General features: G+C 63.3%; 26 protein-coding genes. 12 read left to right on the top strand and 14 right to left on the bottom strand.

Features of this window, described 5'->3' with window-relative positions; genetic code table 11:
* The 4 genes from Q0627_RS04620 to Q0627_RS04605 all read left to right on the top strand — a co-directional run.
* A partial coding sequence (locus Q0627_RS04620) for a Dyp-type peroxidase (protein ID WP_298807982.1) occupies positions 1 to 839 on the top strand: 839 nt, incomplete at its 5' end.
* Positions 840 to 882: 43 nt separating this feature from the next.
* Positions 883 to 1683 carry a family 1 encapsulin nanocompartment shell protein gene (locus tag Q0627_RS04615; protein WP_298807980.1) on the top strand — a complete coding sequence of 267 codons (801 nt, stop codon included), beginning with the start codon at positions 883 to 885 and terminating at the stop codon, positions 1681 to 1683.
* 105 nt (positions 1684 to 1788) lie between these two features.
* The gene (locus tag Q0627_RS04610) at positions 1789 to 3522 is read left to right on the top strand and encodes an ABC transporter ATP-binding protein (RefSeq protein WP_291019132.1); all 1734 of its coding nucleotides are present in this window, start codon (positions 1789 to 1791) and stop codon (positions 3520 to 3522) included.
* Positions 3519 to 5435, top strand: a complete 1917-nt coding sequence (locus Q0627_RS04605; RefSeq protein WP_291019134.1) for an ABC transporter ATP-binding protein — start codon at positions 3519 to 3521, stop codon at positions 5433 to 5435. The genes Q0627_RS04610 and Q0627_RS04605 overlap by 4 nt, the downstream gene beginning before the upstream one ends.
* Positions 5436 to 5449: 14 nt before the next feature.
* Here Q0627_RS04605 and Q0627_RS04600 read toward each other — a convergent pair whose 3' ends face one another.
* The 6 genes from Q0627_RS04600 to Q0627_RS04575 all read right to left on the bottom strand — a co-directional run bounded on the left by Q0627_RS04600 (position 5450) and on the right by Q0627_RS04575 (position 9221).
* Entirely contained in the window at positions 5450 to 6130 is a 681-nt protein-coding gene (locus Q0627_RS04600; protein ID WP_291019136.1) for a hypothetical protein, read from the bottom strand.
* A 19-nt stretch (positions 6131 to 6149) separates the two neighbouring features.
* Entirely contained in the window at positions 6150 to 7064 is a 915-nt protein-coding gene (locus Q0627_RS04595) for a D-isomer specific 2-hydroxyacid dehydrogenase family protein (protein WP_291019138.1), read from the bottom strand.
* Positions 7065 to 7075: 11 nt separating this feature from the next.
* The gene (gene rnhA / locus Q0627_RS04590; RefSeq protein WP_291019140.1) at positions 7076 to 7558 is read right to left on the bottom strand and encodes a ribonuclease HI; all 483 of its coding nucleotides are present in this window, start codon (positions 7556 to 7558) and stop codon (positions 7076 to 7078) included.
* 57 nt (positions 7559 to 7615) lie between these two features.
* On the bottom strand, positions 7616 to 8143 hold the full coding sequence (locus Q0627_RS04585; RefSeq protein WP_291019141.1) for a DUF1697 domain-containing protein: 528 nt from the start codon (positions 8141 to 8143) through the stop codon (positions 7616 to 7618).
* 66 nt (positions 8144 to 8209) lie between these two features.
* The gene (locus Q0627_RS04580; protein WP_291019143.1) at positions 8210 to 8707 is read right to left on the bottom strand and encodes a hypothetical protein; all 498 of its coding nucleotides are present in this window, start codon (positions 8705 to 8707) and stop codon (positions 8210 to 8212) included.
* A gap of 34 nt (positions 8708 to 8741) precedes the next feature.
* Entirely contained in the window at positions 8742 to 9221 is a 480-nt protein-coding gene (locus Q0627_RS04575) for a MarR family winged helix-turn-helix transcriptional regulator (RefSeq protein ID WP_291019145.1), read from the bottom strand.
* 107 nt (positions 9222 to 9328) lie between these two features.
* Between Q0627_RS04575 and Q0627_RS04570 the strand changes: the two genes are divergently transcribed.
* Together Q0627_RS04570 and Q0627_RS04565 are read left to right on the top strand one after the other, a co-directional pair.
* The gene (locus tag Q0627_RS04570; protein WP_291019148.1) at positions 9329 to 9772 is read left to right on the top strand and encodes a DUF5313 family protein; all 444 of its coding nucleotides are present in this window, start codon (positions 9329 to 9331) and stop codon (positions 9770 to 9772) included.
* A 43-nt stretch (positions 9773 to 9815) separates the two neighbouring features.
* Complete coding sequence (locus Q0627_RS04565) at positions 9816 to 10625, top strand: sulfite exporter TauE/SafE family protein (protein WP_291019151.1); 810 nt, start codon at positions 9816 to 9818, stop codon at positions 10623 to 10625.
* 1 nt (position 10626) lies between these two features.
* On the opposite strand, the gene Q0627_RS04560 is transcribed toward Q0627_RS04565, so the two are convergent.
* The 4 genes from Q0627_RS04560 to Q0627_RS04545 all read right to left on the bottom strand — a co-directional run bounded on the left by Q0627_RS04560 (position 10627) and on the right by Q0627_RS04545 (position 15409).
* Positions 10627 to 12627, bottom strand: a complete 2001-nt coding sequence (locus Q0627_RS04560; protein ID WP_291019154.1) for a YhgE/Pip domain-containing protein — start codon at positions 12625 to 12627, stop codon at positions 10627 to 10629.
* The gene (locus tag Q0627_RS04555) at positions 12627 to 13334 is read right to left on the bottom strand and encodes an ATP-binding cassette domain-containing protein (protein ID WP_291019165.1); all 708 of its coding nucleotides are present in this window, start codon (positions 13332 to 13334) and stop codon (positions 12627 to 12629) included. The genes Q0627_RS04560 and Q0627_RS04555 overlap by 1 nt, the downstream gene beginning before the upstream one ends.
* A gap of 80 nt (positions 13335 to 13414) precedes the next feature.
* Positions 13415 to 14827, bottom strand: coding sequence for an NAD(P)/FAD-dependent oxidoreductase (locus tag Q0627_RS04550; protein WP_291019171.1), 1413 nt, complete (start codon positions 14825 to 14827; stop codon positions 13415 to 13417).
* Positions 14828 to 15025: 198 nt separating this feature from the next.
* A complete protein-coding gene (locus Q0627_RS04545) occupies positions 15026 to 15409 on the bottom strand; it encodes a LuxR C-terminal-related transcriptional regulator (protein WP_291019174.1) in 384 nt (127 codons plus the stop codon).
* Positions 15410 to 16268: 859 nt separating this feature from the next.
* Here Q0627_RS04545 and Q0627_RS04540 point away from each other — a divergent pair.
* Positions 16269 to 16628 (top strand): hypothetical protein, encoded by a 360-nt coding sequence (locus Q0627_RS04540; protein WP_291019177.1) that lies wholly within the window; start codon positions 16269 to 16271, stop codon positions 16626 to 16628.
* Between the two features lie 75 nt (positions 16629 to 16703).
* Positions 16704 to 17174 (top strand): hypothetical protein, encoded by a 471-nt coding sequence (locus Q0627_RS04535; protein WP_291019180.1) that lies wholly within the window; start codon positions 16704 to 16706, stop codon positions 17172 to 17174.
* A gap of 65 nt (positions 17175 to 17239) precedes the next feature.
* Here the strand turns inward: Q0627_RS04535 and Q0627_RS04530 are convergent, their stop codons facing one another.
* Positions 17240 to 17668 carry a hypothetical protein gene (locus tag Q0627_RS04530; protein ID WP_291019183.1) on the bottom strand — a complete coding sequence of 143 codons (429 nt, stop codon included), beginning with the start codon at positions 17666 to 17668 and terminating at the stop codon, positions 17240 to 17242.
* 165 nt (positions 17669 to 17833) lie between these two features.
* On the opposite strand from Q0627_RS04530, the gene Q0627_RS04525 reads away from it, so the two are divergent.
* The 4 genes from Q0627_RS04525 to Q0627_RS04510 all read left to right on the top strand — a co-directional run bounded on the left by Q0627_RS04525 (position 17834) and on the right by Q0627_RS04510 (position 24123).
* Complete coding sequence (locus Q0627_RS04525) at positions 17834 to 18691, top strand: DUF3883 domain-containing protein (protein WP_291019185.1); 858 nt, start codon at positions 17834 to 17836, stop codon at positions 18689 to 18691.
* 65 nt (positions 18692 to 18756) lie between these two features.
* Entirely contained in the window at positions 18757 to 21843 is a 3087-nt protein-coding gene (locus Q0627_RS04520; protein ID WP_291019187.1) for a DUF3427 domain-containing protein, read from the top strand.
* 39 nt (positions 21844 to 21882) lie between these two features.
* The gene (locus tag Q0627_RS04515; RefSeq protein ID WP_291019189.1) at positions 21883 to 22215 is read left to right on the top strand and encodes a hypothetical protein; all 333 of its coding nucleotides are present in this window, start codon (positions 21883 to 21885) and stop codon (positions 22213 to 22215) included.
* 144 nt (positions 22216 to 22359) lie between these two features.
* Positions 22360 to 24123 carry a DUF262 domain-containing HNH endonuclease family protein gene (locus Q0627_RS04510; protein ID WP_298807951.1) on the top strand — a complete coding sequence of 588 codons (1764 nt, stop codon included), beginning with the start codon at positions 22360 to 22362 and terminating at the stop codon, positions 24121 to 24123.
* Positions 24124 to 24250: 127 nt separating this feature from the next.
* Here the strand turns inward: Q0627_RS04510 and Q0627_RS04505 are convergent, their stop codons facing one another.
* The 3 genes from Q0627_RS04505 to Q0627_RS04495 form a co-directional block, all read right to left on the bottom strand.
* Complete coding sequence (locus Q0627_RS04505; RefSeq protein ID WP_291019194.1) at positions 24251 to 24808, bottom strand: PIN domain-containing protein; 558 nt, start codon at positions 24806 to 24808, stop codon at positions 24251 to 24253.
* Positions 24805 to 25182, bottom strand: a complete 378-nt coding sequence (locus Q0627_RS04500; protein WP_291019196.1) for a helix-turn-helix domain-containing protein — start codon at positions 25180 to 25182, stop codon at positions 24805 to 24807. Before Q0627_RS04500 ends, Q0627_RS04505 begins: the two co-directional genes overlap by 4 nt.
* A gap of 68 nt (positions 25183 to 25250) precedes the next feature.
* Positions 25251 to 26870, bottom strand: a complete 1620-nt coding sequence (locus tag Q0627_RS04495; RefSeq protein ID WP_298807948.1) for an HNH endonuclease signature motif containing protein — start codon at positions 26868 to 26870, stop codon at positions 25251 to 25253.
* Between the last annotated feature and the right edge of the window lie 120 nt (positions 26871 to 26990).

The following is a 26990-nucleotide window of genomic DNA, read 5'->3' as shown; positions in this document are numbered from 1 at the left end:
CGGGGCGGGGGTGGGGCGCGGCCGCGGGGGTGGGTTTTTCCCCGGCCCGGCCCCGGGGGTCGGGGGGGGGGCTCACCCGGCTGCGGGGCCGGGGGAACAGCCCCCCCGCCACGCCGGGTGATCTGCTGCTGCACATCAAGGCCGACCAGATGGATCAGTGTTTCGAGGTGGGCCGGCTGATCACCGAAGCTCTGGGCGATGCGATCACCGTCGTCGACGAGGTGCACGGTTTCCGCTATTTCGATCTGCGCGACCTGATCGGTTTCGTCGACGGCACAGAGAATCCGACGGGACAAGACGCTATCGACACCATCACCACGACCGACGACGACGGTTACGCGGGCGGCAGTTATGTCGCGATTCAGCGGTACGTCACCGATTTCGGGGCGTGGCGGGCACTGAGCACCGAGGAGCAGGAGGCGGCCATCGGTCGTTCCAAGGCCGACAACATCGAGATGTCCGACGATGTGAAACCCACCAATTCACATATCGCGCTGAATGTGATCACCGACGACGACGGCAATGAACTCGACATCGTCCGCGACAACATGCCGTACGGAGATGTATCGGGAACCGGCGAGTCGGGTACATACTTCATCGCCTATTCGGCTACCCCTGACATCACAGAACGTATGCTGCGCAACATGTTCCTGGGCGATCCACCCGGAAACCACGACAGACTGCTGGATTTCACCACCGCGGTGACGGGTGCGCAGTTCTTCGCACCGACCGTCGAATTCCTCGACACCCCACCACCGCTTCCCGATACCGATACCGCACCCCGAACACCGCCGTCACGGCCGTCCAACGGCTCACTGGGCATCGGCTCACTTCGCTGATCACCTCACAGACTGACCACATCACTCCAGAGAGGGAGAACCAATGAACAATCTGCATCGCGAACTCGCCCCCATTTCCGAAAGCGCGTGGCAAGAAATCGAGGACGAGGCCACCCGGTCGTTCAAACGCAACAGTGCCGGCCGGCGTCTGGTCGATGTGAATGGTCCGCTGGGTCTGGACACCGCGTCGGTGACGCTCGGCAGCCGCGCCAAGATCGACTCCCCCGCCGACGGCATCTCCGCTTTCCTGCGCCAGACGCAGCCACTCGTCGAGTTGAAGGTGCCGTTCGCGGTGACGCGCGAGGCCATCGACAATGTCGATCGCGGTGCCAAGGATTCAGATTGGGATCCGGTGCGTGATGCGGCCGCACAACTCGCGCTTGCCGAGGACCGGGCGATCTTCGAAGGTTATGAGTCGGCCGGCATCACCGGTATCGGCAGCCGGGCTGCCTCGCATGCGATGGCCCTGCCCGAGGACGTCCGCGACTACCCGGAGGCGATCAGCCAGGCCCTGAACCAGTTGCGCCTGGAATCGGTCGACGGCCCGTACTCGCTGGCCCTGTCGGCCGACCTGTACTCGCAGGTCGCCGAGACCTCCAACCACGGTTACCCGAGCCGCCAGCACATCCAGCGCATCCTCGACGGCGAGATCGTGTGGGCGCCGGCGATCGAGGGCGCGTACCTGATCAGCACCCGCGGCGGCGACTTCGAGCTGACCATCGGCCAGGACGTGTCGATCGGTTACGACTCGCACGACGGCGATTCGGTGAACCTCTATTTCCAGGAGTCGTTCACCTTCCTGACCTACTCTCCCGAGGCCGTCATCCCCCTCACCATCCCGTAGCGGCGAGCCCGGCATTTCGGGCGCGAAATCCGTTCGCGCCGTTATTCACTCGCACTGAGTCGGAGCCGGTTGCTAGCGTGGTCGGGTGCCCCAGGTCTGCCGCCCATGTTGATCCGACTCGTCCGAACCTATCTCCCGCCGTACACCAACAACCTCGTCGCTGTCGTGCTGTTCCAGTTCGTCGCGACGGGCGCGATGCTGTATCTGCCCACGCTCAACGCCGACATCATCGACGGTGGTGTGGCCAACGGCGACACCGGCTACATCCTGCGGGTGGGCGGCGTCATGCTCGTGGTCACGGTGTTGCAGGTGTGCACGACGATCGCCGCGCAGTTCTTCGGGGCGCGTGGCGCGCTCGGCATCGGCCGCGACATCCGGCACGACCTGCTGCACACCGTCGACGGCTTCTCGGCGCGTGAGGTGGGCCGGTTCGGTGCGCCGTCGCTGATCACCCGCACCACCAACGACGTCCAGCAGGTGCAGATGCTGATCGTGATGGCCGCGGCGATCCTCGTGTCGGCGCCCATCATGTGTGTGGGCGGCATCGTGATGGGCGTGCACGTGGCCTCTGGGCTGGCGTGGGTGCTGGTGGTGGCCGTGCCCATCCTGGGCGGGGCGATGGCGGTGCTGATCAGCAAGATGGTGCCGGGTTTCCGGGCGATGCAGGACAAACTCGATGCCATCAACCGGGTGCTGCGCGAGCAGATCACCGGCATCCGGGTGGTGCGGGCGTTCGTCCGCGAACGCTACGAGACCGACCGGTTCGCCGTCGCCAACGACGAACTGTCGGCGGCCACGCTGCGCGTCGGCAAGATGATGGCGCTGATGTTCCCGGTGATCCTGCTGGTCTCCAACGTGACCATTGTCGCCATCATCTGGTTCGGCGGGCACCGCGTCGACGACGGCCACCTCGAGATCGGGGCGCTGACGGCGATGATGTCGTACGTCATGCAGATCATGATGTCGGTGATGATGGCCTCGTTCCTGGCGATGATGGCCCCGCGCGCCGCGGTGTGCGCCGAACGCATCCTGGAGGTGCTGGACACCGAGTCGTCGGTGCACGCTCCCGACGCACCGATCGGCTTTTCCGCGGACCCGGCGACAGCGGAGTTCTCCGGCGCCGAGTTCCGCTATCCGGGTGCCGATTCGCCTGTGCTGAGCGATATCTCGTTCCGGATCACCCCGGGCACCACCACCGCGATCGTCGGCTCCACCGGCGCGGGCAAGACCACCCTGCTCAGCCTGATCCCACGGCTCATCGATGTCACCGACGGTTCGGTGTCGGTGGGCGGCACCGATGTCCGCCGGCTCGACCCCGACAAGCTGCGGGAGGTGATCGGGCTGGTCCCGCAGCGACCGTATCTGTTCTCCGGCACCGTCGCGAGCAACCTGCGCTACGGCAAATCCGACGCCACGGACGAACAGATCTGGGAGGCACTTCAGATCGCGCAGGCCGCCGATTTCGTGTCCGCGATGCCGCAGGGTATCGACACCCCGATCGCGCAGGGCGGCACCACCGTCTCGGGTGGTCAACGGCAGCGACTGGCGATCGCCCGGGCCCTCATCCGCCGCCCGGCGATCTACCTGTTCGACGACTCGTTCTCGGCCCTCGACCTGACCACCGACGCCCGGCTGCGTGCGGCACTGGCCCCGGTCACCCGCGATGCTGCAGTTGTGGTTGTGGCGCAACGTATTTCGACGATCACCGAAGCCGATCAGATCGTCGTCCTCGAACACGGACGGATCACCGGCATCGGCACCCACGACGAATTGCTGGCGTCGTGCCCCACGTACGCCGAGATCGCCGAATCCCAACGCGCCGTGGAGGATGTCGCATGACCCGCCCAGGAATGCAAATGGGTAACGTGCCCGGCGACAAGGCGCGCTCGTTCGGTCCGTCGATCAAACGGATCGTGCGGCTGTTGTCTGAGTACCGGGTACTGATGCCGACGATCCTGCTGGCGCTGACCGCGTCGGTGATCTTGCAGTCAATCGCGCCGCGGGTACTCGGGCACGCCACCGATCTCGTGTTCAACGGCGTTATCGGAAAAGTCCTGCCTGCCGGGCAGACCAAGGCCGAGGCGGTCGCCGGGCTACGCGAGAAGGGTCAGGACACATTCGCCGACATGGTGTCGTCGATGGACGTGATCCCCGGTACCGGAATCGATTTCGGCGACGTGGGACGCGTCCTGCTGATCGTGCTGGCGTTGTACGTCGTATCGATGACACTGGCGTGGCTGGCGTCGTATCTGCTCAATATCGTCGTGGTGGCCACGATCCGGCGCCTGCGCGCCGACGTCGAGGCCAAGATCCATCGACTACCATTGCGCTACTACGACTCTCAACCGCGCGGTGATCTACTCAGCCGCGTCACCAACGATCTGGACAATCTGTCGCAGAGTATGCAGCAGACCATTTCGCAGCTCCTCAACTCGGTGCTGATGGTGATCGCCCTGCTCGTGATGATGGTGGTCATCTCCCCGCTGCTGGCGCTCATCGCGATCGTGACGGTGCCCTTGGCTATCGGCGCGACCGCGATCATCGCGAAAAGGTCCAAGCCGCATTTCATTTCGCAGTGGAGTTCGACGGGCAAGCTGAACGCGCAAGTGGAGGAGGCGTTCACCGGCCACGAACTGGTCAAGGCGTTCGGCCGCCAGCGTGAGGTGGAGCAGGTCTTCGACGAACGAAATCAGAAACTGTACGAATCGAGTTGGCGGGCCCAGTTCATCTCCGGTGTCACCATGCCGGTGATCATGTTCCTGGGCAACCTGAACTATGTGGCGGTTGCGGTCGTCGGCGGTCTGCGGGTGGCGTCGGGTTCGCTGAGTCTTGGTGAGGTGCAGGCGTTCATCCAGTATTCGCGGCAGTTCTCCCAGCCGCTCACCCAGATCGGGTCGATGGTCAATCTGCTGCAGAGCGGGGTGGCCTCTGCCGAACGCATCTTCGACATTCTCGACGCCGCCGAGGAATCCCCCGATCCCGTGCAGCCACGGTCCCCTCTCGATGATCACGGGCTCATCGAATTCAACGATGTCTCGTTCCGGTACGCCGTGGAAAAGCCGCTCATCGAGGACCTTTCGCTGGTGGCGCGGCCGGGGCAGATGGTCGCGATCGTCGGACCCACCGGCGCGGGCAAGACCACGCTGGTCAACCTGATCATGCGCTTCTACGACGTCGACACCGGCACCATCAGCGTCGACGGCCTCGACTCACGCCTGATGACGCGTGCCGACCTTCGCGAACGTACCGGCATGGTGTTGCAGGACTCCTGGCTGTTCGGCGGCACCATCTACGACAACATCGCCTACGGCGACCCCACCGCATCCCGCGAGGAGGTCATCGCGGCGGCCACCCTCAGTCACGTCGACGCGTTCGTGCGGCATCTGCCCGACGGCTACGACACCGTCCTCGACGACGAGGGCGGCGGCGTGAGTGCCGGTGAGCGCCAGCTCATCACGATCGCGCGGGCGTTCCTGGCCAAACCGACCATCCTGATTCTCGACGAGGCCACCAGTTCCGTCGACACCCGAACCGAACTGCTCATCCAGAAGGCGATGGCCCGGCTGCGTACCGACCGCACCAGTTTCGTGATCGCCCACCGCCTTTCGACGATCCGCGACGCCGACATCATCGTCGTGATGGAAGACGGCCGCATCGTCGAGCAGGGCTCCCACAAGCAACTCCTGGCCACCCGCGGCGCCTACTACCGCCTCTACAACAGTCAGTTCGCCGGCGCCATCGAATCCGAATAGCAGTAGGACACCGCTCAGTCCCGGCCGCGTTCGATCGCGAGGGCGATCGACCGTTCGATGTGTTCACCGGCCGCGCCCGGAACGTCGATGATGCCGCGCAGTTCGTCGCGGAGTTTGCGGTAGGCAGCCTGCCGTTCGGCCGGAGTGGCACCCTCGTCGGAGGCGGTGGCGGTCAGTTTTCGGGCCCGGTTCAGCGATTCCCGCTCGTCGGCGGTGAAGCCGCTGTCCCGACGACGGCGAGCCTCGCGTTCGGCGGCCTCGAACGACACCACATATTCCCGTACGGCGTCCCGGTAGCGTTCGATGTCGGCCGGGTCATCGAAGTCGTCGGGTTCGGCGGGACGTAGGGTGTCGGCACGAACCCGGGCCCGGTGGAATGCCTCGGTGAGCGGTTCGCGCAGGTCGATCAGCATCGGGAAGTCGATCAGCGTGGCCAGGTCCATCTCGTAGGAGAACCAGCGGTCGTTCACCTTGTCGTGGGTGGCCATCGTCTTGGCGAGTTGCCGCACCCGCGGCGGCGCCGAGGTCGCCACCGCGCGCTGCGCCGCTTCCGCCTCGATGCGGGCCAGTTCGATCTTGTCCCGGCGCCGTCGCTCGCTGTATGCCGCGACCGCTTTGCCCCACCCGCCGACGATCGCGGCGAACGGAAATACCAGCCACCAGTAGCTGGAGAGAAAGCTGAACAGCGGGCCCACACCTTGACCTTACGTGTAGTCAGTAGTCGCGGTCGGCACTCACCGGGGCTATCAGCGCCTCCCCGGCTGTGAAGCGCCGCACGTTCTCGGCGAGGAACGGTGCCATCTCACGGGTCAGACCCGACGCCGGGTTGGCGATGTGCGGGGTGATGATGACGTTCGGCAGCGACCACAGCGGGTCGTCGGGCGACGGCGGTTCGGGGTCGGTCACATCCAGCGCGGCCCCGGCGATCACCCCGTCGCGCAGCGCGTTGTACAGCGCTTTCTGGTCGATGAGCGGGCCGCGGGCCACGTTCACGATCCACGCGTGATCCGGCAGCGCGGCGAGGCTGCGTTCGTTGATGAGGTGCCGGGTTTCCGGTGTCGACGGCGCTGCGAGCACCACATGATCGGTCTGCGCCCACACCTCGTCGAGCCGGTCGGCGGGCAGCGTCAAAGCCGCACCCTCGACGGGCCGTCCCGACCGGTTCACCGCGATCGTCGACGCCCCGCACGCCGTCAGCCGCGGAATGAGCGACGCCCCGATCCCACCGGCCCCGACGATCGCGACTCTCGCCCCGCGCAGCGTCCGCACCCCGGTATCGATGGGTTGTTTGTCCCAGTGCCGCAACACCGACGTGTTGATCTGCCGCAGCCCGGCCAGCAGCAGCGCCAGCGCGTGTTCGGCGACCCCTTCGGCGTAGAACCCCGACGCATTGGTCCACAGTCGTTTGGCGTCGATCACGCCCGCACCTACGAACGCCTCGATGCCCGCCGTCTTGAGCGCCACCCACTCGATATCGTCGGTCAGTTCGGGAAAGCCGCCCGGCCCGGCCCCGATCCACACCAGCACCCGCGCCTGATCCAACGGCACGACCCGACCCCCGGCCCCCTCGACAGCCGCTACCAGATGCGGATCGCGCTCCGGCTCGATCGCCACCGTCACTTCACTCACTGTCAACTCCTTCAGCGCCCCGCGATCTCCCGCGCGGCGCTGGTCGCCAGGTCATCGGCGATCTCGTTGTAGTGATCGCCGTTGTGCCCCTTCACCCATTTCCACGTCACGTCGTGACGCTTCTCCTCCTCGACCAGCTTGCGCCACAGGTCGGCGTTCTTGACCGGCTTGCGGTCCTTGGTCTGCCACCCGTTGGCCTGCCAGCCTTTCACCCACGCCATGATGCCGTTGCGGACATAACTGGAGTCGGTGTACAGAACAACGCTAGACGGCCTGGTCAACGCCGCAAGACCTTCGATCGCCGCGGTTAATTCCATCTGATTGTTGGTGGTGTGTTCCACGCCCCCCGACAGCCGCTTCTCCTGCCCCCGCCAGCGCATGATCACACCCCACCCACCGGGCCCCGGATTCCCCAGACAAGCACCGTCCGTTGATATTTCGACGACGCTCGCCGCTTCTCCGGCCGTCGCCGCCGGTTCCTGTTCGTTCACCACGACAGGTAGGTTACCCAACCTTCGGCCCTGCGAGCGCCTCGCGGAACGGGCTGTGAACTACCCGGCGAGCTCGATGAGTTTGCCGACGGTGCGCCAGTTGCGGCCCGTCCCGGTGACCCCGAGCGTCCTGGCGATCAGCGGTGGTGTCAGCTTCGATGCCGCGACCCCCACGCCGTAGCGGATGTGCAGATCAGCGCCGATGACCTCGATCCGGGTGTCGTCAAATGGCTTTGCCACCAAGGCTTGTACCTTCTCCGGCTCCGGTGTGCCTGTCAGCGGGTACAGATAGTTGAGTTTCTCGTCGACCACCTCGAAGGGATGCGCGTCGACCGCGGCACGCAGTTCGTCGATGGACCGGCTGATGACTTCGCGAAAGTACCCGTACCGGGTCTCGATCGCCGATTCCAGGGCCCGATCGAACTCGGCCGGATCGCCCGGCGGAACACAGAACAGATTTCCCGACGCGATGTAGGTGGACACATCCGAAGCGCCCAGCGACTGCGCGACATCCCGCAGCTCCGCCATCGGCAACTTCGCGGTCCCCCCGACATTCACCGCCCTGATAAGCACAACCCGCCGCGACATCGCACCAGCATCCCACATCTATCCGGAATTCTGGTGCCACATACTGGCACCGGAATTCCGCATTGATCATTCGATCGCCGCACCCGCGCGGAGGGCGTCGGTGACCCGGGTCAAGTCTTCGAGTTGCTGGTCGGTGGGGGCTTCCCAGAGTTTCTTGGGGAGCTTTTCGAGCGCTTTGATCGCCTTTTCGGCCCGCGCGAGCGCGTCGTCGTGGTCGTCCCCGTCGGCGGTCGCCGAGACCGCGATCAGGCGGTCGTCGAGTGCGAAGGCGGCGTCATCGAGGCGGTCCCGGGCGGCGACGAGTGAATCATCGTGCGGCAGCGCGGGGTTCTGGTGGACATCGAGCATGGCGTAGCGGATCCGCTGATGCAGCAGCGCTTCTCGTGAGGTGTCGGTGGTCCATGATTGCGGGGCACGGCCCGCTTTGCCGGGGATCAGGTCGGTGGAGTGGGCGAAGTCGCGGACCCGTTTGTTGGAGTCGTAGGCGAACCACACCACCCCGATGAGCAAGAACAGCGCCGCCACCGCCACCACGACAATGACCACTATCGCTACCGTCGACATCGACGCGCCTCCCTGTTCGAGTTCCCCATCGACCTTAGTCGCCGCCGCCCGGCCTCTTCTGCTCGGCACGCAACGCGGCCGCGTTCACCTTGGTCAGTACGGAGTGCAGTTCGATGAGATCGTCCCAGTCGACACCGAGCGCGTCGACGACGGCCGGCGGGATCGCGAGGGCCTGCTCCCGCAGGTCGCGACCGGTGTCGGTGAGGACGATGTCGACGTTGCGTTCGTCGTCACCGCGTCGGCGGCGCTCGATGAGCCCGTTCGCCTCCAGCCGTTTGAGCAGCGGCGACAGGGTGGCCGAGTCGAGTTGCAGAACGCGTCCGATGTCCTTGACGGCCCTCGGTTCGGACTCCCACAGCGCCAACATCACCAGGTACTGCGGGTGGGTGAGGCCGAGCGGGTCGAGCAACCGGCGGTAGATCCGCAGCACCGACCGGTTGGCGACGGCGAGTGCGAAACACACCTGGCGTTCGAGTAGGAGCGGGTTCTCATCAACAGGGATCGCGGCGGCCATGCGAATCATCCTACGTGAATTAGATCGCACACGATTGAATCGACCAGCCGGCTGTGTGATATTTGATAGTGCACGATCAATTAACCCACGATCACAAAGGGACTCCAATGACCAGCCCAGAAGCCGGCACCGCACCGGCGAACGACGGACGCAACGATCCGATCCACCGCCCCAACCCGCTGCGTTGGATCGCCTACGCGTACGGTGCACGGCTTCCGGAGCGCAACCGCTCGTGGGTGTACAACGACCTCACCGGACGCTTCGCCGTCCCCCGTCACCTGCTGCGCAGCCAGTTCAGCTTCCTGCCGCTTTACCTGATCCTGTACTTCGCCTTCCCCGGCGAGGTGGGCATCCGCCTGGCGATGGTCGCGCTCGGCGCCTCCCTGGCGCTCATCTTCTCCGTCTCCTACATGCCCCAGAACCGCAGTCGGCGACTGCAGAAGAACGGCCTCGGCGGCACCACGCTCACCCAGCGCCGCCAACGTGAGGTCGACGCCGACCGCGACGCCTACCAGGCGATCCACCGGCACCGCGACGCGACGACAGACTGACCCCGCTGCACCCACCGGTGTCGACCATGCCACCGTGTAGGGCATGACCATCGCCGAGATCCTCGCCATCTTCGCCGCAGGCCTGGGTGCCGGCGCCATCAACACGCTGGTCGGCAGCGGCACGCTCATCACGTTCCCGACGCTGGTGGCGTTCGGTTACGCCCCGGTCACCGCCACCATCTCGAACGCGATCGGCCTGGTCGCGGGTGGTGTGTCGGGCACGTGGGGGTATCGGCGCGAGCTGGCCGGGCAGTGGCAGCAGCTCAAGTGGCAGATACCGGCGTCGTTCTTCGGTGCGCTCGTCGGCTGCTGGCTGCTGCTGCATCTGCCGGAGTCGGTGTTCGAGGCGGTGGTCCCGATCCTGCTGGTGGCCGCGCTGATCCTGGTGGTGACGCAGCCCCGCATCCAGCGCTGGGTGGCCGCACGCACCGGTTTCGACGTCCGGGCCGTCGCCGAGGAACGCACCGACCATCATCGGCTACCGATGACGCCGCTGCGGATCACCGCGATGATCGCGGCCACGTTCCTCATCGGCATCTACGGCGGCTACTTCACCGCGGCGCAGGGCATCATGCTGATCGCCGCCCTCGGCGTCATCGTGCCCGACGATCTGCAGCGTATGAACGCGGTCAAGAATCTGCTGTCGCTCGTCGTGAACGTGGTGGCCGCGGTCACCTACACGATCACCGCGTTCGACCGGATCAGTTGGGCCGCAGCCGGACTCATCGCCGCAGGCTCACTGATCGGCGGGGTCCTGGGCGCCCGCTACGGACGTCGCCTGTCCCCCACCGCATTACGCGCGACGATCGTCGTGGTCGGCCTCATCGGCCTGGTCCGGCTCCTGCTCAGCTGACTCACACCTCGATCGGCGGATACAACCGGTCCATCGTGTACACCCGGTTGCGCCTCGCCGCCCACGAGCTGACCGCGAGTGCGGCCAACAGCAACCCGAGCAGCACCGCCACCGCGATAGGAAGACGCTCGTCGACGCCGCCGTTGATGAGTTGGCGCATCCCGTTGACGGCGTAGGTCATCGGGTCGAACGGGTGCAGGATCTGGAACGGTCTGGCGGTGGTCTCCACCGGATAGATACCACCCGACGACACCATCTGCACCATCAGGAATGCCAGCGTCAGGACGCGACCGACGGGTATCCCGAATATCGCGTTGAACATCTGGATGATCGCCAGATACGTTGCGCCGATGAGAATCACGAATGCGATGGCACCGGCGACGTGCGCGACGTCGAGCCCGAGCCCGAAGTGCACCACGAGGTACATGACCAGGCCCTGGCCGACGGCGATCAGCAGTGCGGGCCAGTAGGAGCTGAGAACGGTACGGATGGCGCTGACGCCGTTGACGATGGGCCGGGACTGCAACGGCTTGAGGATCATCCAGATCAGCATCGCCCCGATGAACAGGGCCAGCGTCATGAAGAACGGCGCGAATCCGGACCCGAAGTTGGGTGCCTCGTTGTCGTGGAACATGTCGAGAGCGACCGGCGACGACAACGTCTGGGCTGTTCCGATCCGCTGCTGATCGGACCATTTGGGTACCTGTTTGGCGCCGTCGGCCAGTCCGGCGGCGAGTTGTTCGGCGCCCGCCTTGAGTTGCGGTGTACCCGCGGCGAGTTGCCCTGCCCCGTCGGCGAGTTGTGTTCCGCCCGCGGCGAGTTGCGTGAGACCGCCTGCGAGAGTGTCGATGCCGGTCTTCAGTTGGGCCGATCCGTCGCGCAACCTGGTGACCTGAGTGGTGAGGTCTCCGCTTTCGAGCATCGAGAGCATCGACGTGACCCCGGGATCGGACAGCTGCGTCGTCAGCGTCGTACTCGTCTGCTTCAGACCGTCGATCCGGGCGGTGGTCTGCGGGCTCAGCCCCTGCGTCGACAGGAATTTCTCCACCGGTGCAAGGGTTTTGGCCGCGTTGCGGACGGCCGGGTTCGGGTCGAGTTTGAGGAAGGTGATGATCTGCCGCACCGATCGCAGCGCCTCCCCCTGCGCCGACCCGGCAAGCGAAAGACTGTCGAGAACCGGGGACAATTCGGTGCTCAGTTGTTGCGCCGTAGTCACATACGACGACGGTTTCACTCCCGAACTCTGAAGCTGATTGATAATTCCCAGCAGTGGCCCGGTCGCCGACTCCACCCCGGCTGCCAGTTCGGCCGATCCGGCTTGCAGTTGCGCACTGCCGTCGCGGGCGGTGGCCAGGTTGTCGGCGAGCAGTTTGGATCCCGAAGCGAGTTGCTGCGCAGCCGAATCCGCTGTTGCCAGGTTGGTCGCGAGCAGCTTCGCGCCGGCCGACGCCTTGTCGATGCCCTTGCCCGCGGTGGTCAGGCCCACGAGCACCTGGTCGACGGACTGCTGTCCGATGGTGTCGCCGACTTTCGCGAGCACCTCTCGGGCCGCGTTCTGCCCGATGACGCTGGCGAGGTAGCTGTTGGCGTCGTTGAAGGTGAACTGCAGCAACGCTTTATGCGGGTTGGCGGTGTTCGGGGAGACGACGGCCGCGGAGAAGTCCTCGGGCAGTGTGATCGAGAAGTAATACTTGCCGTCGGCGACGCCACGCCGGGCATCCTCGGCCGACATCTCGGTGAGGTTGAGCTGTCCGGACGACTTCAGCGCCGCCGCCACTTGATCGCCGGCGTTGATTTTCTTACCGCCGTTGACCGCACCCTCGTCCAGGTTGACCAGCGCGGCGGGCATCTTGTTGACCTCGCCGAACGGATTCCAGAACGCCCACAGGTACAGCGCACCGTACAGCAGCGGCAACAGCACCATCGTGATGACGGCGATCCTGGGCAGTGTGCCCCGCGAGTACCGCCTGATCTCGGTGCCCAGCGACATTCCGGCCAGCATCAGCGACCACCTTCCCGGGTTGCGTCAAGTTGGTCGATCAGAAGTTGATGCCGGATCAGGTTGGGCACCGTGGTCTGGGTGCGCCAGCCGACGGCGGGTGGCAGCGGGTTGGCGGATGCGGTGATCACCGTCTGCGTGGTGCCCAGCGCGACGAGCCGCTCCACCAGCAGCCGCTGATCGCGCGCGTTGGCCACCTGGTCGACGGCCCCGACCACCAGCAGCGGGGGTCTACGGGTGTTGCCGAGCGCGATCCGCAGCAGCAGCCCGTCCAGTTCGGGCAGCTCTTCGACGTATTCATCGAGGTCGGGCAGTGGCAGGTCCCCGAACACCGGCCCGCACACCCGCCTCAGGTCGTCGGTGCGCGCCCGGCGCACCAGCGTGTACCAGGGCGCGTCCCAGCGGATCTGTTCGGTCAGGATGTCAACGACGCGCACCGATTCATAGACGGCGTCGAGCCCTTCGACACCCACCATCCCGGCCCGGCGGAAGATCCGGCGGGGCGCGGATTCACCGAGGACGTCGAGGTCACCGCTGCGTGCCTTCATCCGGCCGGCCAGCGTCATCAGCAGGGCGGTGCGGCCGCTGCCCGCGGGCCCCACCAACACGTTCAGCCCGCCTTCGGGTATGTCGAGGTCGAGGGGCCCGTACACCGGCCCCCACGGCCCGGACTGGGTGATCGCACGTGCGGTGATCGCCGACGCGGCCATCAGCACCTCCGTTATCTGATCGCAGCTGACGACGTTCACTATCGCGCATCACGATCGATCCGGAGAAACCGGCGTGGGTGTCAGGCTACTTCCTTACCCTCACCCGACCGCTGCTCCAACTGCTGCAATGCGGTGCGCCCGAACACCTGCTGCTCGGTGATCGCGAGCTGGCTACGGGACCGGGTGGTGAACGCGAGGGTCCAGTCGATGAAGGTGGTGAACCGGCTGCGGTGCCCGACGAGGTACATCAGGTGCAGGAACAGCCAACCGAGCCAGGCGAGGAAGCCGGCTAGCTCGATCTTCTTCTTGGTACCGGGGATCGGGATCTGCGCGACGGCACTGAACCGGGCGATGGTGGCCATCGAGCCTTTGTCCCAGTAGCTGAACGGTTTCCGCGATTCCACCGGGGCACCGGATAATCCGGCCTTGATCGCGTCGGTGGCGTAGCGGGCTCCCTGGATCGCACCCTGCGCCATACCCGGGACGCCGTCGACAAAAGCCATGTCGCCCACCACGAATACGTTGGGGTGGCCCGGAATCGTCAGGTCGGGAAGCACTTTCACGCGGCCGGCGCGGTCGAGCTCCACCTCGCTCTGTGCGGCGAGCAGCTTGCCGAGGGGGCTGGCGGCGACACCCGCCGACCATACCTTGCACTGGCTTTCGATACGGCGGGTGGTGCCGCCTGAGCCCGATGTGTCCGCGTCCTTGACCACGAGGCCGTCGTAGTCCATGTCGACGACCATCGCGCCGAGCTGCACCTCGACGCCGAGCTTGGCGAGTTTCTCGGCGGCCTTCTGGCTGAGCTTGCCCCCGTACGGCGGCAGGACGACGGGTGCGCCGTCGAGCAGGATGACCCGCGCGGTGGTGGAGTCGATGTTTCGGAAGGTGCCTTTGAGCGTCTTGCGTGCCATCTCGGCGATCTGACCCGCCATCTCGACGCCGGTGGCGCCCGCACCGACGACGACGAAGGTCAGCAGCCGGTCCCGTTCTTCCTCGTCGTCGGACAGTTCGGCCTGTTCGAACGCGCCGAGGATGCGGCCGCGCAGCTCGAGCGCGTCATCGATGGTCTTGAGGCCGGGTGCGAACTCGGCGAACCGGTCGTTGCCGAAGTACGACTGCCCGGCGCCGGCGGCGATGATGATGCTGTCGTAGGGGGTGGTGGTGACTCGTTCGAGGAGCCGCGAGGTGACCGTCTTACCGGCGATGTCGATGTCCTCGACCTCGCCGAGGACCACGGTCAGGTTCTTCTGCTTGCGCCGCACCACCCGGAACGGCGGCGCGATCTGGCCTTCGGAGATGATGCCGGTGGCCACCTGGTACAGCAGCGGCTGGAACAGGTGATGGGTCGTCTTGGCGATCACCGTGACGTCGACGTCGGTTTTGGCCAGTTCACGGGCGGCGGTGAGGCCACCGAATCCGGAGCCGATGACGACGACGTGATGGCGTGCCGGTGTGCCGGCCGCGTCCGTGGGTCGTACTGCCTTCGCTGACATGGGCGCATCCTTTCGGTTCATCGGCGGCACCCAGGCGGTCGATGCCATCGTCGAAATACGCTCCATGCCGGTACTCCGGCTACGCCAGTCGCACTGCCGATGCTAATACAAGTAACACGACCGACGCATCCGGCTTTGCGGATGCGTCGGTGGTGGCAGCGGTGTTCTGTGAGCGTGGGCGTTCAGTGCGCGTGGCGGTCAGCGGGCGACGGCCACCAAGGGCGTGGTGGGCATGTCGTCGTCCTCGTCCTGCGCCCCGAAGTCGAGCTTGTCGGCGATGTCGTCGAGCGTGCAGTAGCCGTCTTCGACGGCGCGGATCAGCAACGCGATCTTGGTTCCCGCGGGGCGGCCGACCTCCCGATACTTGGACCGGATCCGGGCCAGGTGCGTGCGCACGGTGGCGACGGTGACGAACAGTTGGTCGGCCACTTCCACCTTGGTGTCGCAGACGAGCCAGGTGGCCAGGATCTCCACCTCGCGGACACTGAGGCGCGGAGAGGCCAAACCATGACCGATCAGCGGTCGCGCACCAGGCAGGGCAGGATGGGCGACGGGGCCGTGGGACACGAGCGAAGCTGTCATCTGTTTCTCCTACATCCAGGCTCGGCATCGCCCAGACGACCGATTCGCATCAGCAACCCGACGATGTGTGAAAGCAAAGCCCCCCGCCGCGAACCTGAATATATGCCAACAACTACCTGTGCGTATAGACGATAAAACGTGCGACACCAGTACTGGTGGCACCGTTACCTGAACTAAGTGGAAAATTGCCCAAAATCAGGGTCTTTAGGCACTTTTCACGACTCACGCCTACGCGGTAGCAGCCTCGCGATATGGACGGAAGGCTTCGTGTAACGCCTGTCTGGCACCCGACGATAGTCGGACGCCGGGCGGCCGTCGATACACCCTCCGGTCTACAGTCCCGGCCCACGCCGGCGGCGGACACCACCGGTCCGGCACCCCCACGACCGGAACCCTTCCGGCCGAGGTGTCCCGACACAAGGTCCATACCCCACATGCTGCGTAATCATGAAAATCTGACTTCATGGTTCTGAATAGTCCTGCGCGAATCGGATTCCACCCTTTGTTCCGACAAATACCCATGTCCCCCAAACGGAGTAACAATCGACAAATGCAGGCCATATTTCAACAGATTCTTCAACCTCGACAGTTGCTTACCGCAGCGTGAGGTAACCACGTTCACCAAGCGAGAACATGCAGGTAGAACCGCTTTCAGGGCGCGCTCGCGACGACGTCGACCCCACCGAACGGTTTGATCCCGGACGCCCGGTTCCGCACGGCAAGCAAGTAACATTCGTGTCATTCTTCCGATTCGTCCTCCAATTGGACGAGTGACCAACTAATCTGCGAGCATCGAGTCGTTGGGGGAGCCTCGTAGCGTCGGCCCCACCGCAGAAGGTTGATATTCGAGGGGAGTCACATGTCCGCGCCGGATAGTTCGACAGGCAGCACAGTGTCGCCCGGCAGCGCAGTGTCGCCCGGCAGCGCCGCACGACCGTACCCACCCGTCGCCCACCTGGGCGATGCCGCCCTCGCCCAGGCGATGCACGACGATTCCAGGATGCGGACCACCGAAACAACCTCTGCCCCCGAGGCCGCGCCCGCCGAATCGTCGACCCGACTCCTGCGGCTGATCACCCTCGTCCAAGACGAGGACACCTCAGCATCGGCCGACGACACCAAGGCCCAGGTACTCGATGAGCTCGAAGCGATCATCGAGGTGCAGCAGGAAACGCTCGCTCGCCTGGAGTGCCTCTACCAGACCATCCGCGAGCTATAGGGCGGCCAACTTAGACGAACACTAGTTCGATTACAAGACTTTGTCAAAGGTTTATCAGACCGCTAGTATGTTCGCATGGTCGCCACCGAAACCTTCACCGAACTCCTGCGCCGCCCCCGCGACGTCGTCGCCCTCACCGACGAGGGGCCGGTCCACATCACGCGCCGCGACGCCGACGACCTCATTCTCATGCGCGCCGACGACCTCGAACAACAGGAGAAGGGCATCGCGCTGGCATCGTCACTGCTGCGGGCCACACTGAGTTCCGACGGCAACCTGACCACGGCATTCGACTCCCTCTACCCGTGGTTCGCACTCCTGTCGGCCGTCGAGCAGAAAAATTGCATCGACGACGTGTCCAAGCACCTATGGAGCGCCGCCGATCTCGGTACGTACGGAACGCTACTGTCGCGGGTGACCGGCTGGCGCACCACCGCGGAGGGGTATGCAAGCGGTGCCACGGCACAAGCCGACTTCCGATGGACCCGTGAACCCGTCACCGAAACCGCAGCCTCCGCCAAGAAGCGACGGCCCACCCGCAGGTAGACCTCATGCAGCCGACGCGACGCCGGGAGCGAGGATCACGAATGGTCCGGTGACCCTGACGGCAATTACCCGGTCACCCAGTACTGCCCTTGAACCCAACCCGAAGCCGCGGCACGACTTTTCGGATGCGCTTTCACATACGCGCGCATCCGCCCCGGGTTCTCCGTCATCCTCTGCGCAACAGCCTGGAAGCCCATGTCATCGCATTGTGACCGCGTCACCCCGGTACGCGCACCGACACACTTGTCGATGGCAACCTTCTTGGGTGCTCCCATACGCCACTTGTCGACGCCCACGAGCACGGCCTTGAGCGTCGGCCCGGTGACGACCCATCCACCCTCAGTACATATCCTGCTCGGGCAATCACTCGGCCGATCGGGCCACAGCACAGCCTGCGCACCCGACGACGCCCGCGCCTCACCCGCCGCCACGAATACCCCGGACATACCCACCACGACGCCCGCGAGGACCGCCACCACATCTTTCATCCGCATTTCTGCTCCTTGCTCCGTAGTTGCCAACTCAGTAGTCATGCGAGAATATCCCGGGGCTGGGACAAGGCGTCCAGCGTCCGACCGACGCCGCGTCCCCGCGAGCATCCACCAGGACCCCACCAATCACATATGGTCAAGTAATGGACACCGGGCGGAAGGTGAACAGTGCCAGCGAACGAAACATGGTCTGCTTCGGAGGTTGAGGCATGCGTCGCCGACTATCTCTACATGATGGCGCTTGAATTCAACGGGCAAAAGTACAACAAGGCGGAACGCGCGCGGACGCTTGCCGCCAACTTAAATGGGCGAACAGATAAGGCGGTAAAGTACAAGTGGCATAATATTAGCGCCGTCATGCTGGAACTCGGATACCCGCACCATCCGGGATACAAGCCTGCGAAGAACTACCATCGGATATTAGTTGACGAGGTATCAAAGCAACTATTGACAAACGAATCACTCCGAGCAGCCGTCGAGGATATCGTGAGCCGACCTGCCGTAGTACCACCTGTCGGAGCGATCCCAGGCGACATCGTGTGGCGAGCGGTCAGTCCACCAGCACCGACAACAATATCCCATGGCTTCCACGACACACCAACGTTCAGCGCCGCGAAACGTGACTACTTTGCAATCGAAGCCAGGAACCGTTCACTGGGGGAAGCCGGTGAAAAACACGTTGTCGAGATGGAGATACGTCGACTGTGGGAGGCCGGACAACAAAAGCTCAGCAACCGAGTTGAGCACGTGTCACAAACGGCCGGTGATGGCCTTGGATACGACATCCACTCATTTGAGGTAGATGGCCGCGAACGTCTCATCGAGGTGAAGACGACATCCTTCGAAATCCGGACGCCCTTCTACGTTAGTCGCAATGAACTGGACCGATCGAGAGCCGATTCCGATATCTACCACCTATACCGAGTTTTCGAGTTTCGTGAGGAGCCCAAGCACTTCATCCTCTCTGGCCACATCAGCGACCACTGCCAACTCAACGCCGAAACGTACCTGGCCCGAGTCGACTGATCTCATCGCGGCACCGTCCAGGCGGCGGGCACCACATGTCAGACGGTTATGGTCTACTCGCACCTGTGACTGAACCCCTCGCGCCGGGCATCTACGAGTCGCTCCACACGCAGCGGCTGCAGAGTTCTGTCGCTCGCACGGAGCTTGAACCCGAGTACCGGCCGCTGGCCGAAGGCGACGAGCCGCATGTGCTCGCGCGCCATGTCGCTTCGGCGGTCGAGCGTCACCTCGCTCACGTCAGGGGTTCCGGGGAACGGATCGCCGTCGTTAACGACATCGTCGCTGGCCTTGGCCACTCCGACGGTGACGATATTTCCGAATCTGCGCACCTTACCGCGCTCAGCCTGGCCGGACAGGCGCCCCCACGACGGCCAGAAACGCCACTGTCCGACGTTGCGCTTCTAACCAACACGCGCGACGAGCCGAACATGGCAAGCGAAATCGGTCGCGAACTGGAGAGCGCCGACCACGTCGATCTGCTCTGCGCGTTCATTCGGTTTGCTGGCGTCGCGGTCATCGGACGTGAGCTCGCACGGCTACGCGAGCGCGGCGTGAAGCTGCGCGTCGTCACCACGACATACCGCGGGGCGACCGAACAGCGCGCGGTCGATGAACTGGTGACAAAATACGGCGCCGAGGTTCGCATCCGCTACGAGACGGCATCGACCCGGCTCCATGCGAAGGCGTGGCTGTTCCGCCGAAACTCAGGGTTCGATACTGGGTATGTCGGCAGTTCCAACTTGTCCCGGTCGGCGATGGTCGACGGCCTTGAATGGAACGTTCGGATCTCGAGCGTCGCAACCCCCGCTTTGACCCGGAAATTTGAAGCGACCTTCGATACCTATTGGGATGACCCTGCTTTCAAGCAGTACGATCCAGAGTCTGACTCTGATCTCCTCGACCGCGCACTTCGCGAGGCGGGCGGCCAAGGCACATCTCGCGATGCTCTCACGGTGTCTGGTCTGGATGTTCGCCCCTATCCACACCAAGAACGGATCCTCGAAGCGCTCGAAGTCGCCCGCGTTGTCCACGACCGACACCGCAACCTCGTCGTGGCAGCAACAGGCACGGGCAAGACGGTCGTCGCAGCACTCGACTACCAGAATCTCTGCGATGCAGCCGGACGACGCCTTTCACTGCTGGTCGTCGCGCACCGTAAGGAGATCCTTGAGCAATCCCTCCGCAAGTATCGGGAAGTGTTGGGTGACGGAAACTTTGGCGAGCTCTACGTCGACGGACACAAGCCGTCGGAGTGGACCCATGTGTTCGCAAGCGTCCAATCTCTGAGCTCACGCGGAGCCAGAGATTTTGACGCTACCCACTTCGATGTCATTGTCATCGACGAATTCCATCACGCGGCAGCCGAAACGTACCGGTCGCTACTGTCCCGCGTCACACCGAGCGAATTGCTTGGCCTTACGGCTACCCCAGAGCGCAGCGACGGCGCCGACATCCTCGGCTGGTTCGATGGGCAAGCCACCTACGAGCTGCGGCTGTGGAACGCCCTCGAACAAGACCTACTGTGCCCATTCCACTATTACGGGATCGCCGACAACACCGACCTACGTGACGTCACGTGGTCGGGTGGCGACTACCAGGTCGCTGCGCTCGAGAACCTGTACACCGGCAATGAAGCGCGAACTCGATTGATTCTCAACGCAGTTCGCGACTACATTGCGTACCCAAAGGTCATGCGCGCCCTTGGGTTTTGCGTGTCGATCGCTCACGCCCACTACATGGCAGACTCGTTCACCAAGCAAGGAATCGCATCTGTGGCCCTGTCCGCGAATACGCCACGCGAGGAACGCGCTCAGGCATTCGCCGACCTGGGGAACGGCAAGGTCCAGTGCCTCTTCGCCGTCGACATTTTCAACGAGGGTATCGACATTCCCAATGTCGATACCCTCCTGATGCTCCGGCCAACGCAGAGCGCAACAGTGTTTCTTCAACAGCTCGGTCGAGGACTACGGCGGAGCGCCACCAAGGCTGTGTTGACCGTTCTCGATTTCATCGGCCACCAGCGTACTGAGTTCAACTTCGCTCCGCGTTTCAGTGCCCTTACCGGCGCGCACTACAAGCACCTCGTCGACGAGGTGGAGGGCGGCTTCCCGTTCCTGCCTGGCGCGAGTCGTCTCGTCCTCGATCGGCAATCGCAAGAGATTGTGCTCAATTCGATTCGACGGCAGCTTCCCACGAACCAACGCCGCGCGCTCGTCGAGTCTGTGCGTTCCACAGGCGAACCCATATTGTCGGACTATCTCGCCAAGACTCGCGGCGAGCTCTCCGACATCTACGCAGGCACCGGCAGTAGCACCAGAGCGTGGACACCCTTGCTGCGCGACGCAGGCATCGACACACCCGCCGCAGGTCCAGCCGAAGCCTCGCTTCTCAAACGGGTCCGAGCCCTCGCCCACGTCGATGACCTGGAACGGATCACCGCGTACCGTACGCTCGCGTCGGCCGATTGCCCGGAGTACACGAATCTTTCCGAGCGGGACCAGGCGTACGCCCGCATGCTCTTCTTCACCCTATGGTCTGATCGCGGTGGATTTGATTCCTACGAGACTGGGTTCGCTCATCTCCGCAACCACCCGGCGATCTGCTCTGAGATCGACCAAGTCCTGGCTGTCGCCACCGCGAGCATCAACCACATCCCTAAATCATTGCAGGATCTGGGCGACTCATGCCCCCTCTACTCACATGCGACCTACCGTAAGGAAGAGGTGCTCGCAGCAATAGGTTTCGCAAACTCTGAAAGGAAGGCTCGAGGTCAGGCTGGAGGTGCTGTCGGTATCGGCCAGTTCGAATCTCTGTTCGTAACCCTCCACAAAGACGAATCGGAGTTCAGTCCAGCGACAATGTACCGCGATTTCCCCGTTTCTCGCGAAACCTTCCACTGGGAATCGCCCAACAACACTGCTGCCAACTCTGACCGTGGCCGCCGTTGGCTCGACCAACGAACCAACGGGGTCAACGTACTGCTGTTCGTTCGTGACCGCACGAACGGACTCTATGGCGCGGACCCGTTCATCCTGCTCGGGCCAGTCGACTACGTCAGCCACCGCGGCGAACGCCCCATCTCCGTCACCTGGAGGCTACGCCGCCCCATGCCGGCCGATGTGTTCGCAAGCGGTTCCATCGTGGGCGAGTAGCGCCCCGTTCCCACTCCCCGACACACGAAAGGCTCACCCGTGACCGACACCCCGTTCCGCATCCCGACTCTCACGACGGCGAAGTTCGACGACCACGGCCCTGGATTCGACGACATGGAAATAGTCTGCGGACTGCAGGAACCCGCCGACTACATACTGAATGGCGTTGAAAACCACGACCGTGCAGGCTTCGCCAGCGTCGGTCTCACTGCGTACGCAAAGTTCACAGGAACCTATCGCAACGAGTCGGTGTTCACCGCGATGCGTGACATGGTCAACGACCTGCACCATCTCGCAGATGCGATGGGCCTCGACTGGGCCGAAGTCTCCGAACAGTGTCAGTACGAGCACGAGATCCGGTTCAATGACTGATTTTCGCTCCTTCCGAACGACCAGTCGGTCTGTCAGTTCAGCCGTTCGGGCGACAGCACTAGAACTCCACACAATGATGTGGCATAATACCGCCTGTTCGCGTCGAACCACGTTGCGGCACTACGTAGGAGAAATTGCCTAATGATGACGGGTAATGCCCAATTAAGCGCCCACGAGCTCGAGCTTTCGAAGGTCTTCAATCGCGATTTCGACTTCAGAATTCCCGAGTACCAACGGCCGTACTCATGGCAGCCTGAACACGCCCGTCAGCTCCTCGATGACCTCAGCGAAGCGCTAGACCGAGAGGACGACGAACCATATTTCCTTGGATCGATCGTACTGGTCAAAGACGAGAAGAACCCAGAAGCAGACGTCATTGACGGGCAACAGCGACTCACCACACTGACTATCTTGCTCGCCACACTTCGCGATCTATCCACCAATCCCCGATTCGCCAGCGAACTCGCTCTCATGATCGAAGAACCTGGGAGTCAGCTTCACGGGCGGGTTGAAAAACCGCGCCTCGCACTCCGGCCACGCGACGCCGAATTCTTTGCTTCCAACGTACAGAAGCCTGGCTCAACGGTTCAGATGGAATCTATGAGCGACCATTACGTGTCGCGAGATTCATTGCGCGCAATCCGCGACAATACCCTGGAATTCCGCAAACAGCTCCAATCCGATTCGTGGCCAGAATCGCGGCGCGAGCAACTGTCGACGCTTCTCAGCATTCGCACACTGATGGTTGTAGTTACAACGACCGATCTCGACAGCGCATATCGCATATTCAGCGTGATGAATGCTCGTGGCCTCAACTTGGAACCTACCGATATTTTCAAGTCACAGCTCGTCGGGTCGATCGACTCGGATGATACACGCAAGAAATATGCGGAGAAATGGGAAGATGCTGAGGCATTTCTCGGCCGTAGCGACTTCAAAGACCTGTTCGGTCACATCCGAACAATCCACACAAAACAACGACCCCAAAAGGTAATCCTCAGCGAATTCCCCCGGCAAGTTCTCAACTCCTACATCAAGACCGGACGGTCCACGGAGTTCGTCGATCAAGTCTTGCAGCCTTACTCGGAAGCTTACAAGCAAATCTGCAATTCCTCCTACGAATCAGGCGCCGCAGGCGCCGACGAAGTAAACTCCTGGCTGCGAAGGCTGAACCGAATCAACAATAGCGATTGGCGTCCGGTGGCGCTGTGGGCACTTCATTCACAAGGCGACAACCCCCCATGGCTAGCAGACATACTCCGACTCCTGGAGCGACTTGCTGCCAGCATGCTGATCCGGCGTGTATACGCAACGCCGAGGGCGCAGCGATACGCAGAGGTCCTGCGGGATCTTGACGAGAAGGGTTTAGGACTCGCCTCGCCTGCCCTACAACTCAGTTCAGCCGAGATTCGCAATACCAGAGAGATCTTGGACGGCGACGTCTACCTCCACGCGAATAGTTGTAGGTACATCCTCCTCCGACTCGACGAAAGCCTCGCTGATATCAAGTCGGTGTGGTCGGACGAGAAGAAGATCACGATCGAGCACGTACTGCCACAGAATCCCACGGCACGCTCACAGTGGACCAAGACTTTCAGCAACAGTGATCGCGAACTGTGGACACATCGGCTTGCGAATCTCGTCCTACTTAGTAGGTCGAAGAACTCGGCTTCGCAAAACTTTGACTTCGACAAAAAGAAGACGCAGTACTTCACCGGAAAGACCGGCGTGGCAACCTTCGCCCTGACCACCCAGGTCCTGGGTCATGCAAAGTGGGACACGAAGGTACTTGAACATAGGCAGCCTGAGCTCTTGCAAACCCTCTACTCTGAATGGCAGCTTCAAGATCGGCCACAGGTTGCTTCCGGCGTTGATTACCGACACCGCCATCGTGCCACCTCGCTGTAACCTCGCCCCCGCCTCGCGAAGCGGCCCGCCAGGTCGAGTTGCTTGGCGTGTGACCACCTGCACATCATGCACCACGAGGACGCCTCCTGTCAGATCAGTCTGTAGAACTACGAACGGTTTTCGCTTCTCAGCTGACGACTTCACGGACAATTGCCGCGACTTGCGGGTTGGTGATGTTCGCGAGAATGGCGAGGACTTGTTCGGATGTCTGTGGACGCGAGTTGACGCCCATGCGGTGTGCGTCGCGAAGGCTGTCGGGATGGGCTGACGCGAGGTGCCGCAGGAGGGTTCCGGCGTCGACCAGGCGGATACCTCGCTTGGCCATCCAATCCTTCGGAAAATGGCGGACGTTCTGTGTCAGCAGCACGTCAGCATCCGCTGAGAGTGCCGCAGCCAGGACATGTCTGTCCTTGGGATCCATGTCGACCTTTGCGACTCGCGCCTCCTCACGCTTGTTGATCTCGACCAACGCGGTCGGCAGATACGCCGACAGTCGGTCGACCAAGATGTCCGCTGCCTCGGGGGTGAAGTTGAACTGCTTGATGAGGTTGCGGGTGGTCTCCTCGAGAATCGGCTCGCTCCAATGGATGTCGAGTACTCCCAGTTTCGCGGAGTAGACGACGTAGTCGCGCAGTGTCCGCGAGATCAGTATGTTCGCGTCGGCGAGAGTGACCGACAGGTTCAATCGAGGTTCCCGTACTTGTTCGCCAGGTCGGCGACGACTGCCATATGGTCCTCGTCGAGGAACTCGCGCATTTTCTGGATCGACGAGGCAGGGATGCGGTGATGCTTGCCGACCATGCGGAACTCGATGCGTTTGCGTTCAATCATCCGCATCAGCGTCGGCCTGGACATCCCGAGGAGCTTTGCTGCCTCAGTGGTGGTGAACTCGTGTTTGGCGGGGATGACGAGGGCTCCGGTGGTTTGCTCGGCGTCGAGCAACGCCAGCACCTTCTTGGCGCTTTCGCGGGGGAGGCGCAGCGTTACCTCGATCTCCGGCTGATCACCGGCCAGTTCTAAACGCAAAGCCTCGACGTCCTCGGTCAGTGAGTGGCTCATATCATCTCCTGGAGGCCATACCCGGCTAAGTGCTCTAAGTGTACGCGGGGCCGGGGCTCCGACGCAGCTCAAAACGGTGGCGGGTTGGCTTCGTCCCATTTGCGCTGGTCGTCGGCCAGTTTGGTGATCCGTTTCTGGCGGGCGGTGTCGAGGGATGCTCGGGCGGGGTGGTCGGGGTCGCGGTGTGGGATGAGGCCAGGGAACAGGGTGCGGCCAGTGAAGAAGGCGGCGTGGAACTCGTGGCCGGTGGGGGATTGGAACCAGCCGTGGCCTAGGTCGTCTTGGTAGTCCTGCCAGCTCGTGAACGTCTTGATGCGGTGGTGGAAGCGGCAGAGTGGTTTGAGGTTGGTGAGGACTGTTTGACCGCCTTGGGTGGGGTTGCGGTGGTCGAAGGGAGTGGTGTGGTCGATGTCGGCTTTCCAGACCGGGGAGTTGCAGCCGGGGAAGGTGCAGCACAACTCCCCTGCCTTGACCAGGTTGATCAGCTTCTTGCTGGGGGTGTACCTGGTGGGCTGCCGGTCGGCTTGCTTGGTGTGGGTGTTGAGGTAGCTGCGTTCGGCTTCGACGACCATCGTGCGCAGGGTGGCGGCGTCGATGATGCCGTGGCCGTCGAGAAAGCCCGGGTCGTTGTCCAGGCCGAGCAGGGTCGACAGGTTGACCACGATGTGAAACACCGGGCGTGCACCCGAACCGCATCCGTCGACACCGCATCCGTCGATCGAGTGCCGTCGCGAGCGGTCGGCGGCGGGAGCAGTGTCGGTGGGCTCGTGAACGTCGTCTTTGACGGGCATCGCGATGCACGCCTCGCACAGGCACGGCAGGACGGTCCGGCCCTTGGCCAAGGCCACCAGGGCGTCGGCGCGGCGTTGTTGTTTGGTGCGGGGGTCGGCTGAATGCACCGACCCTGCCATCGTATTCAACTTCGCGTCGACGGCGGCGCCGTCGATCGCAGGCAACGACGCGCCAAGTCGGGAATTGCCTCGGGCAAAACGGTCCGGGGTGATGGTCACCTTGCGGCCGGCCTTGATGCGTTCGGTTTGTCTACGATCGGCTTCCGGATCCCACCGGGCGATCAACGAATCGACCAGGGTGTTGAAGCGGCGGGTGGACATCGGCGGATTCTCTTGAATTGCTATCGCCAGATGTGCGTCGATGTCCTCGATCGCCTCCGGTGAGCACAGGTCGGTGCGTGCGACCGCCGACAGGAACCTGTCGAGATCGATGCGGCCTTCGGCCAGGGTGTAGGAGGTGAATATCAGACGGTAGCGGGCGGCGTCGCCGGCGATGACCAGGGCTTTGGCACGGGCAGGGGTGATGGTCAGCACGGCGCCAACTTCGGCGATCGCTTGTTCGAGGCCGTCCGGACCGAAATCAGCATGCGGGTCTTTGCCCGCGGAAACCGAATCCAACATCTGCCCCGGGGTGCGTTCACCCGAGTCGATCAGACTGCGTTCGTAGGCATAGTCTTCGGCGCGTTCGTCATGAATCATGCTGGCCGCGCGCATCATCCGGTACTGCGCGACAGCGATGTTCGAGGCGCAATGGGCCAGCACCTCCACCAGTTCGGTGGCCGACAGATCGTTGTCTCCGGCCAGCCGGCGGGCCATCGGCACGCGGCGGTGCGGCAACGTGCCGTTGGCGCCCGAGTCGCTGTCGTCGTAGTCGTTGTATGCTTCACCCCAAGCCATGACTCGACTATATATTCGAGACACATGTTTTTCATCAGATATTGAGGAAGTGAGGAGGAATCGTCCGATCGGACGACAGTCCCAGGAGACACCGCCGATCGACCGCCAATTGTCGTACCG

This window comes from uncultured Gordonia sp., assembly GCF_937858515.1.
Lineage (GTDB): Bacteria > Actinomycetota > Actinomycetes > Mycobacteriales > Mycobacteriaceae > Gordonia.
This window is presented reverse-complemented; position numbering and strand designations above follow the sequence as displayed.

Coding starts and splice junctions, on each gene's coding strand:
- Q0627_RS04615 (WP_298807980.1), top strand. CDS start 883: ATGAACAATCTGCATCGCGAACTCGCCCCCATTTCCGAAAGCGCGTGG.
- Q0627_RS04610 (WP_291019132.1), top strand. CDS start 1,789: ATGTTGATCCGACTCGTCCGAACCTATCTCCCGCCGTACACCAACAAC.
- Q0627_RS04605 (WP_291019134.1), top strand. CDS start 3,519: ATGACCCGCCCAGGAATGCAAATGGGTAACGTGCCCGGCGACAAGGCG.
- Q0627_RS04585 (WP_291019141.1), bottom strand. CDS start 8,143: ATGTCGCGGCGGGTTGTGCTTATCAGGGCGGTGAATGTCGGGGGGACC.
- Q0627_RS04580 (WP_291019143.1), bottom strand. CDS start 8,707: ATGTCGACGGTAGCGATAGTGGTCATTGTCGTGGTGGCGGTGGCGGCG.
- Q0627_RS04575 (WP_291019145.1), bottom strand. CDS start 9,221: ATGGCCGCCGCGATCCCTGTTGATGAGAACCCGCTCCTACTCGAACGC.
- Q0627_RS04570 (WP_291019148.1), top strand. CDS start 9,329: ATGACCAGCCCAGAAGCCGGCACCGCACCGGCGAACGACGGACGCAAC.
- Q0627_RS04565 (WP_291019151.1), top strand. CDS start 9,816: ATGACCATCGCCGAGATCCTCGCCATCTTCGCCGCAGGCCTGGGTGCC.
- Q0627_RS04560 (WP_291019154.1), bottom strand. CDS start 12,627: ATGCTGGCCGGAATGTCGCTGGGCACCGAGATCAGGCGGTACTCGCGG.
- Q0627_RS04555 (WP_291019165.1), bottom strand. CDS start 13,334: ATGGCCGCGTCGGCGATCACCGCACGTGCGATCACCCAGTCCGGGCCG.
- Q0627_RS04550 (WP_291019171.1), bottom strand. CDS start 14,827: ATGTCAGCGAAGGCAGTACGACCCACGGACGCGGCCGGCACACCGGCA.
- Q0627_RS04545 (WP_291019174.1), bottom strand. CDS start 15,409: ATGACAGCTTCGCTCGTGTCCCACGGCCCCGTCGCCCATCCTGCCCTG.
- Q0627_RS04540 (WP_291019177.1), top strand. CDS start 16,269: ATGTCCGCGCCGGATAGTTCGACAGGCAGCACAGTGTCGCCCGGCAGC.
- Q0627_RS04535 (WP_291019180.1), top strand. CDS start 16,704: ATGGTCGCCACCGAAACCTTCACCGAACTCCTGCGCCGCCCCCGCGAC.
- Q0627_RS04530 (WP_291019183.1), bottom strand. CDS start 17,668: ATGCGGATGAAAGATGTGGTGGCGGTCCTCGCGGGCGTCGTGGTGGGT.
- Q0627_RS04510 (WP_298807951.1), top strand. CDS start 22,360: ATGACGGGTAATGCCCAATTAAGCGCCCACGAGCTCGAGCTTTCGAAG.
- Q0627_RS04500 (WP_291019196.1), bottom strand. CDS start 25,182: ATGAGCCACTCACTGACCGAGGACGTCGAGGCTTTGCGTTTAGAACTG.
- Q0627_RS04495 (WP_298807948.1), bottom strand. CDS start 26,870: ATGGCTTGGGGTGAAGCATACAACGACTACGACGACAGCGACTCGGGC.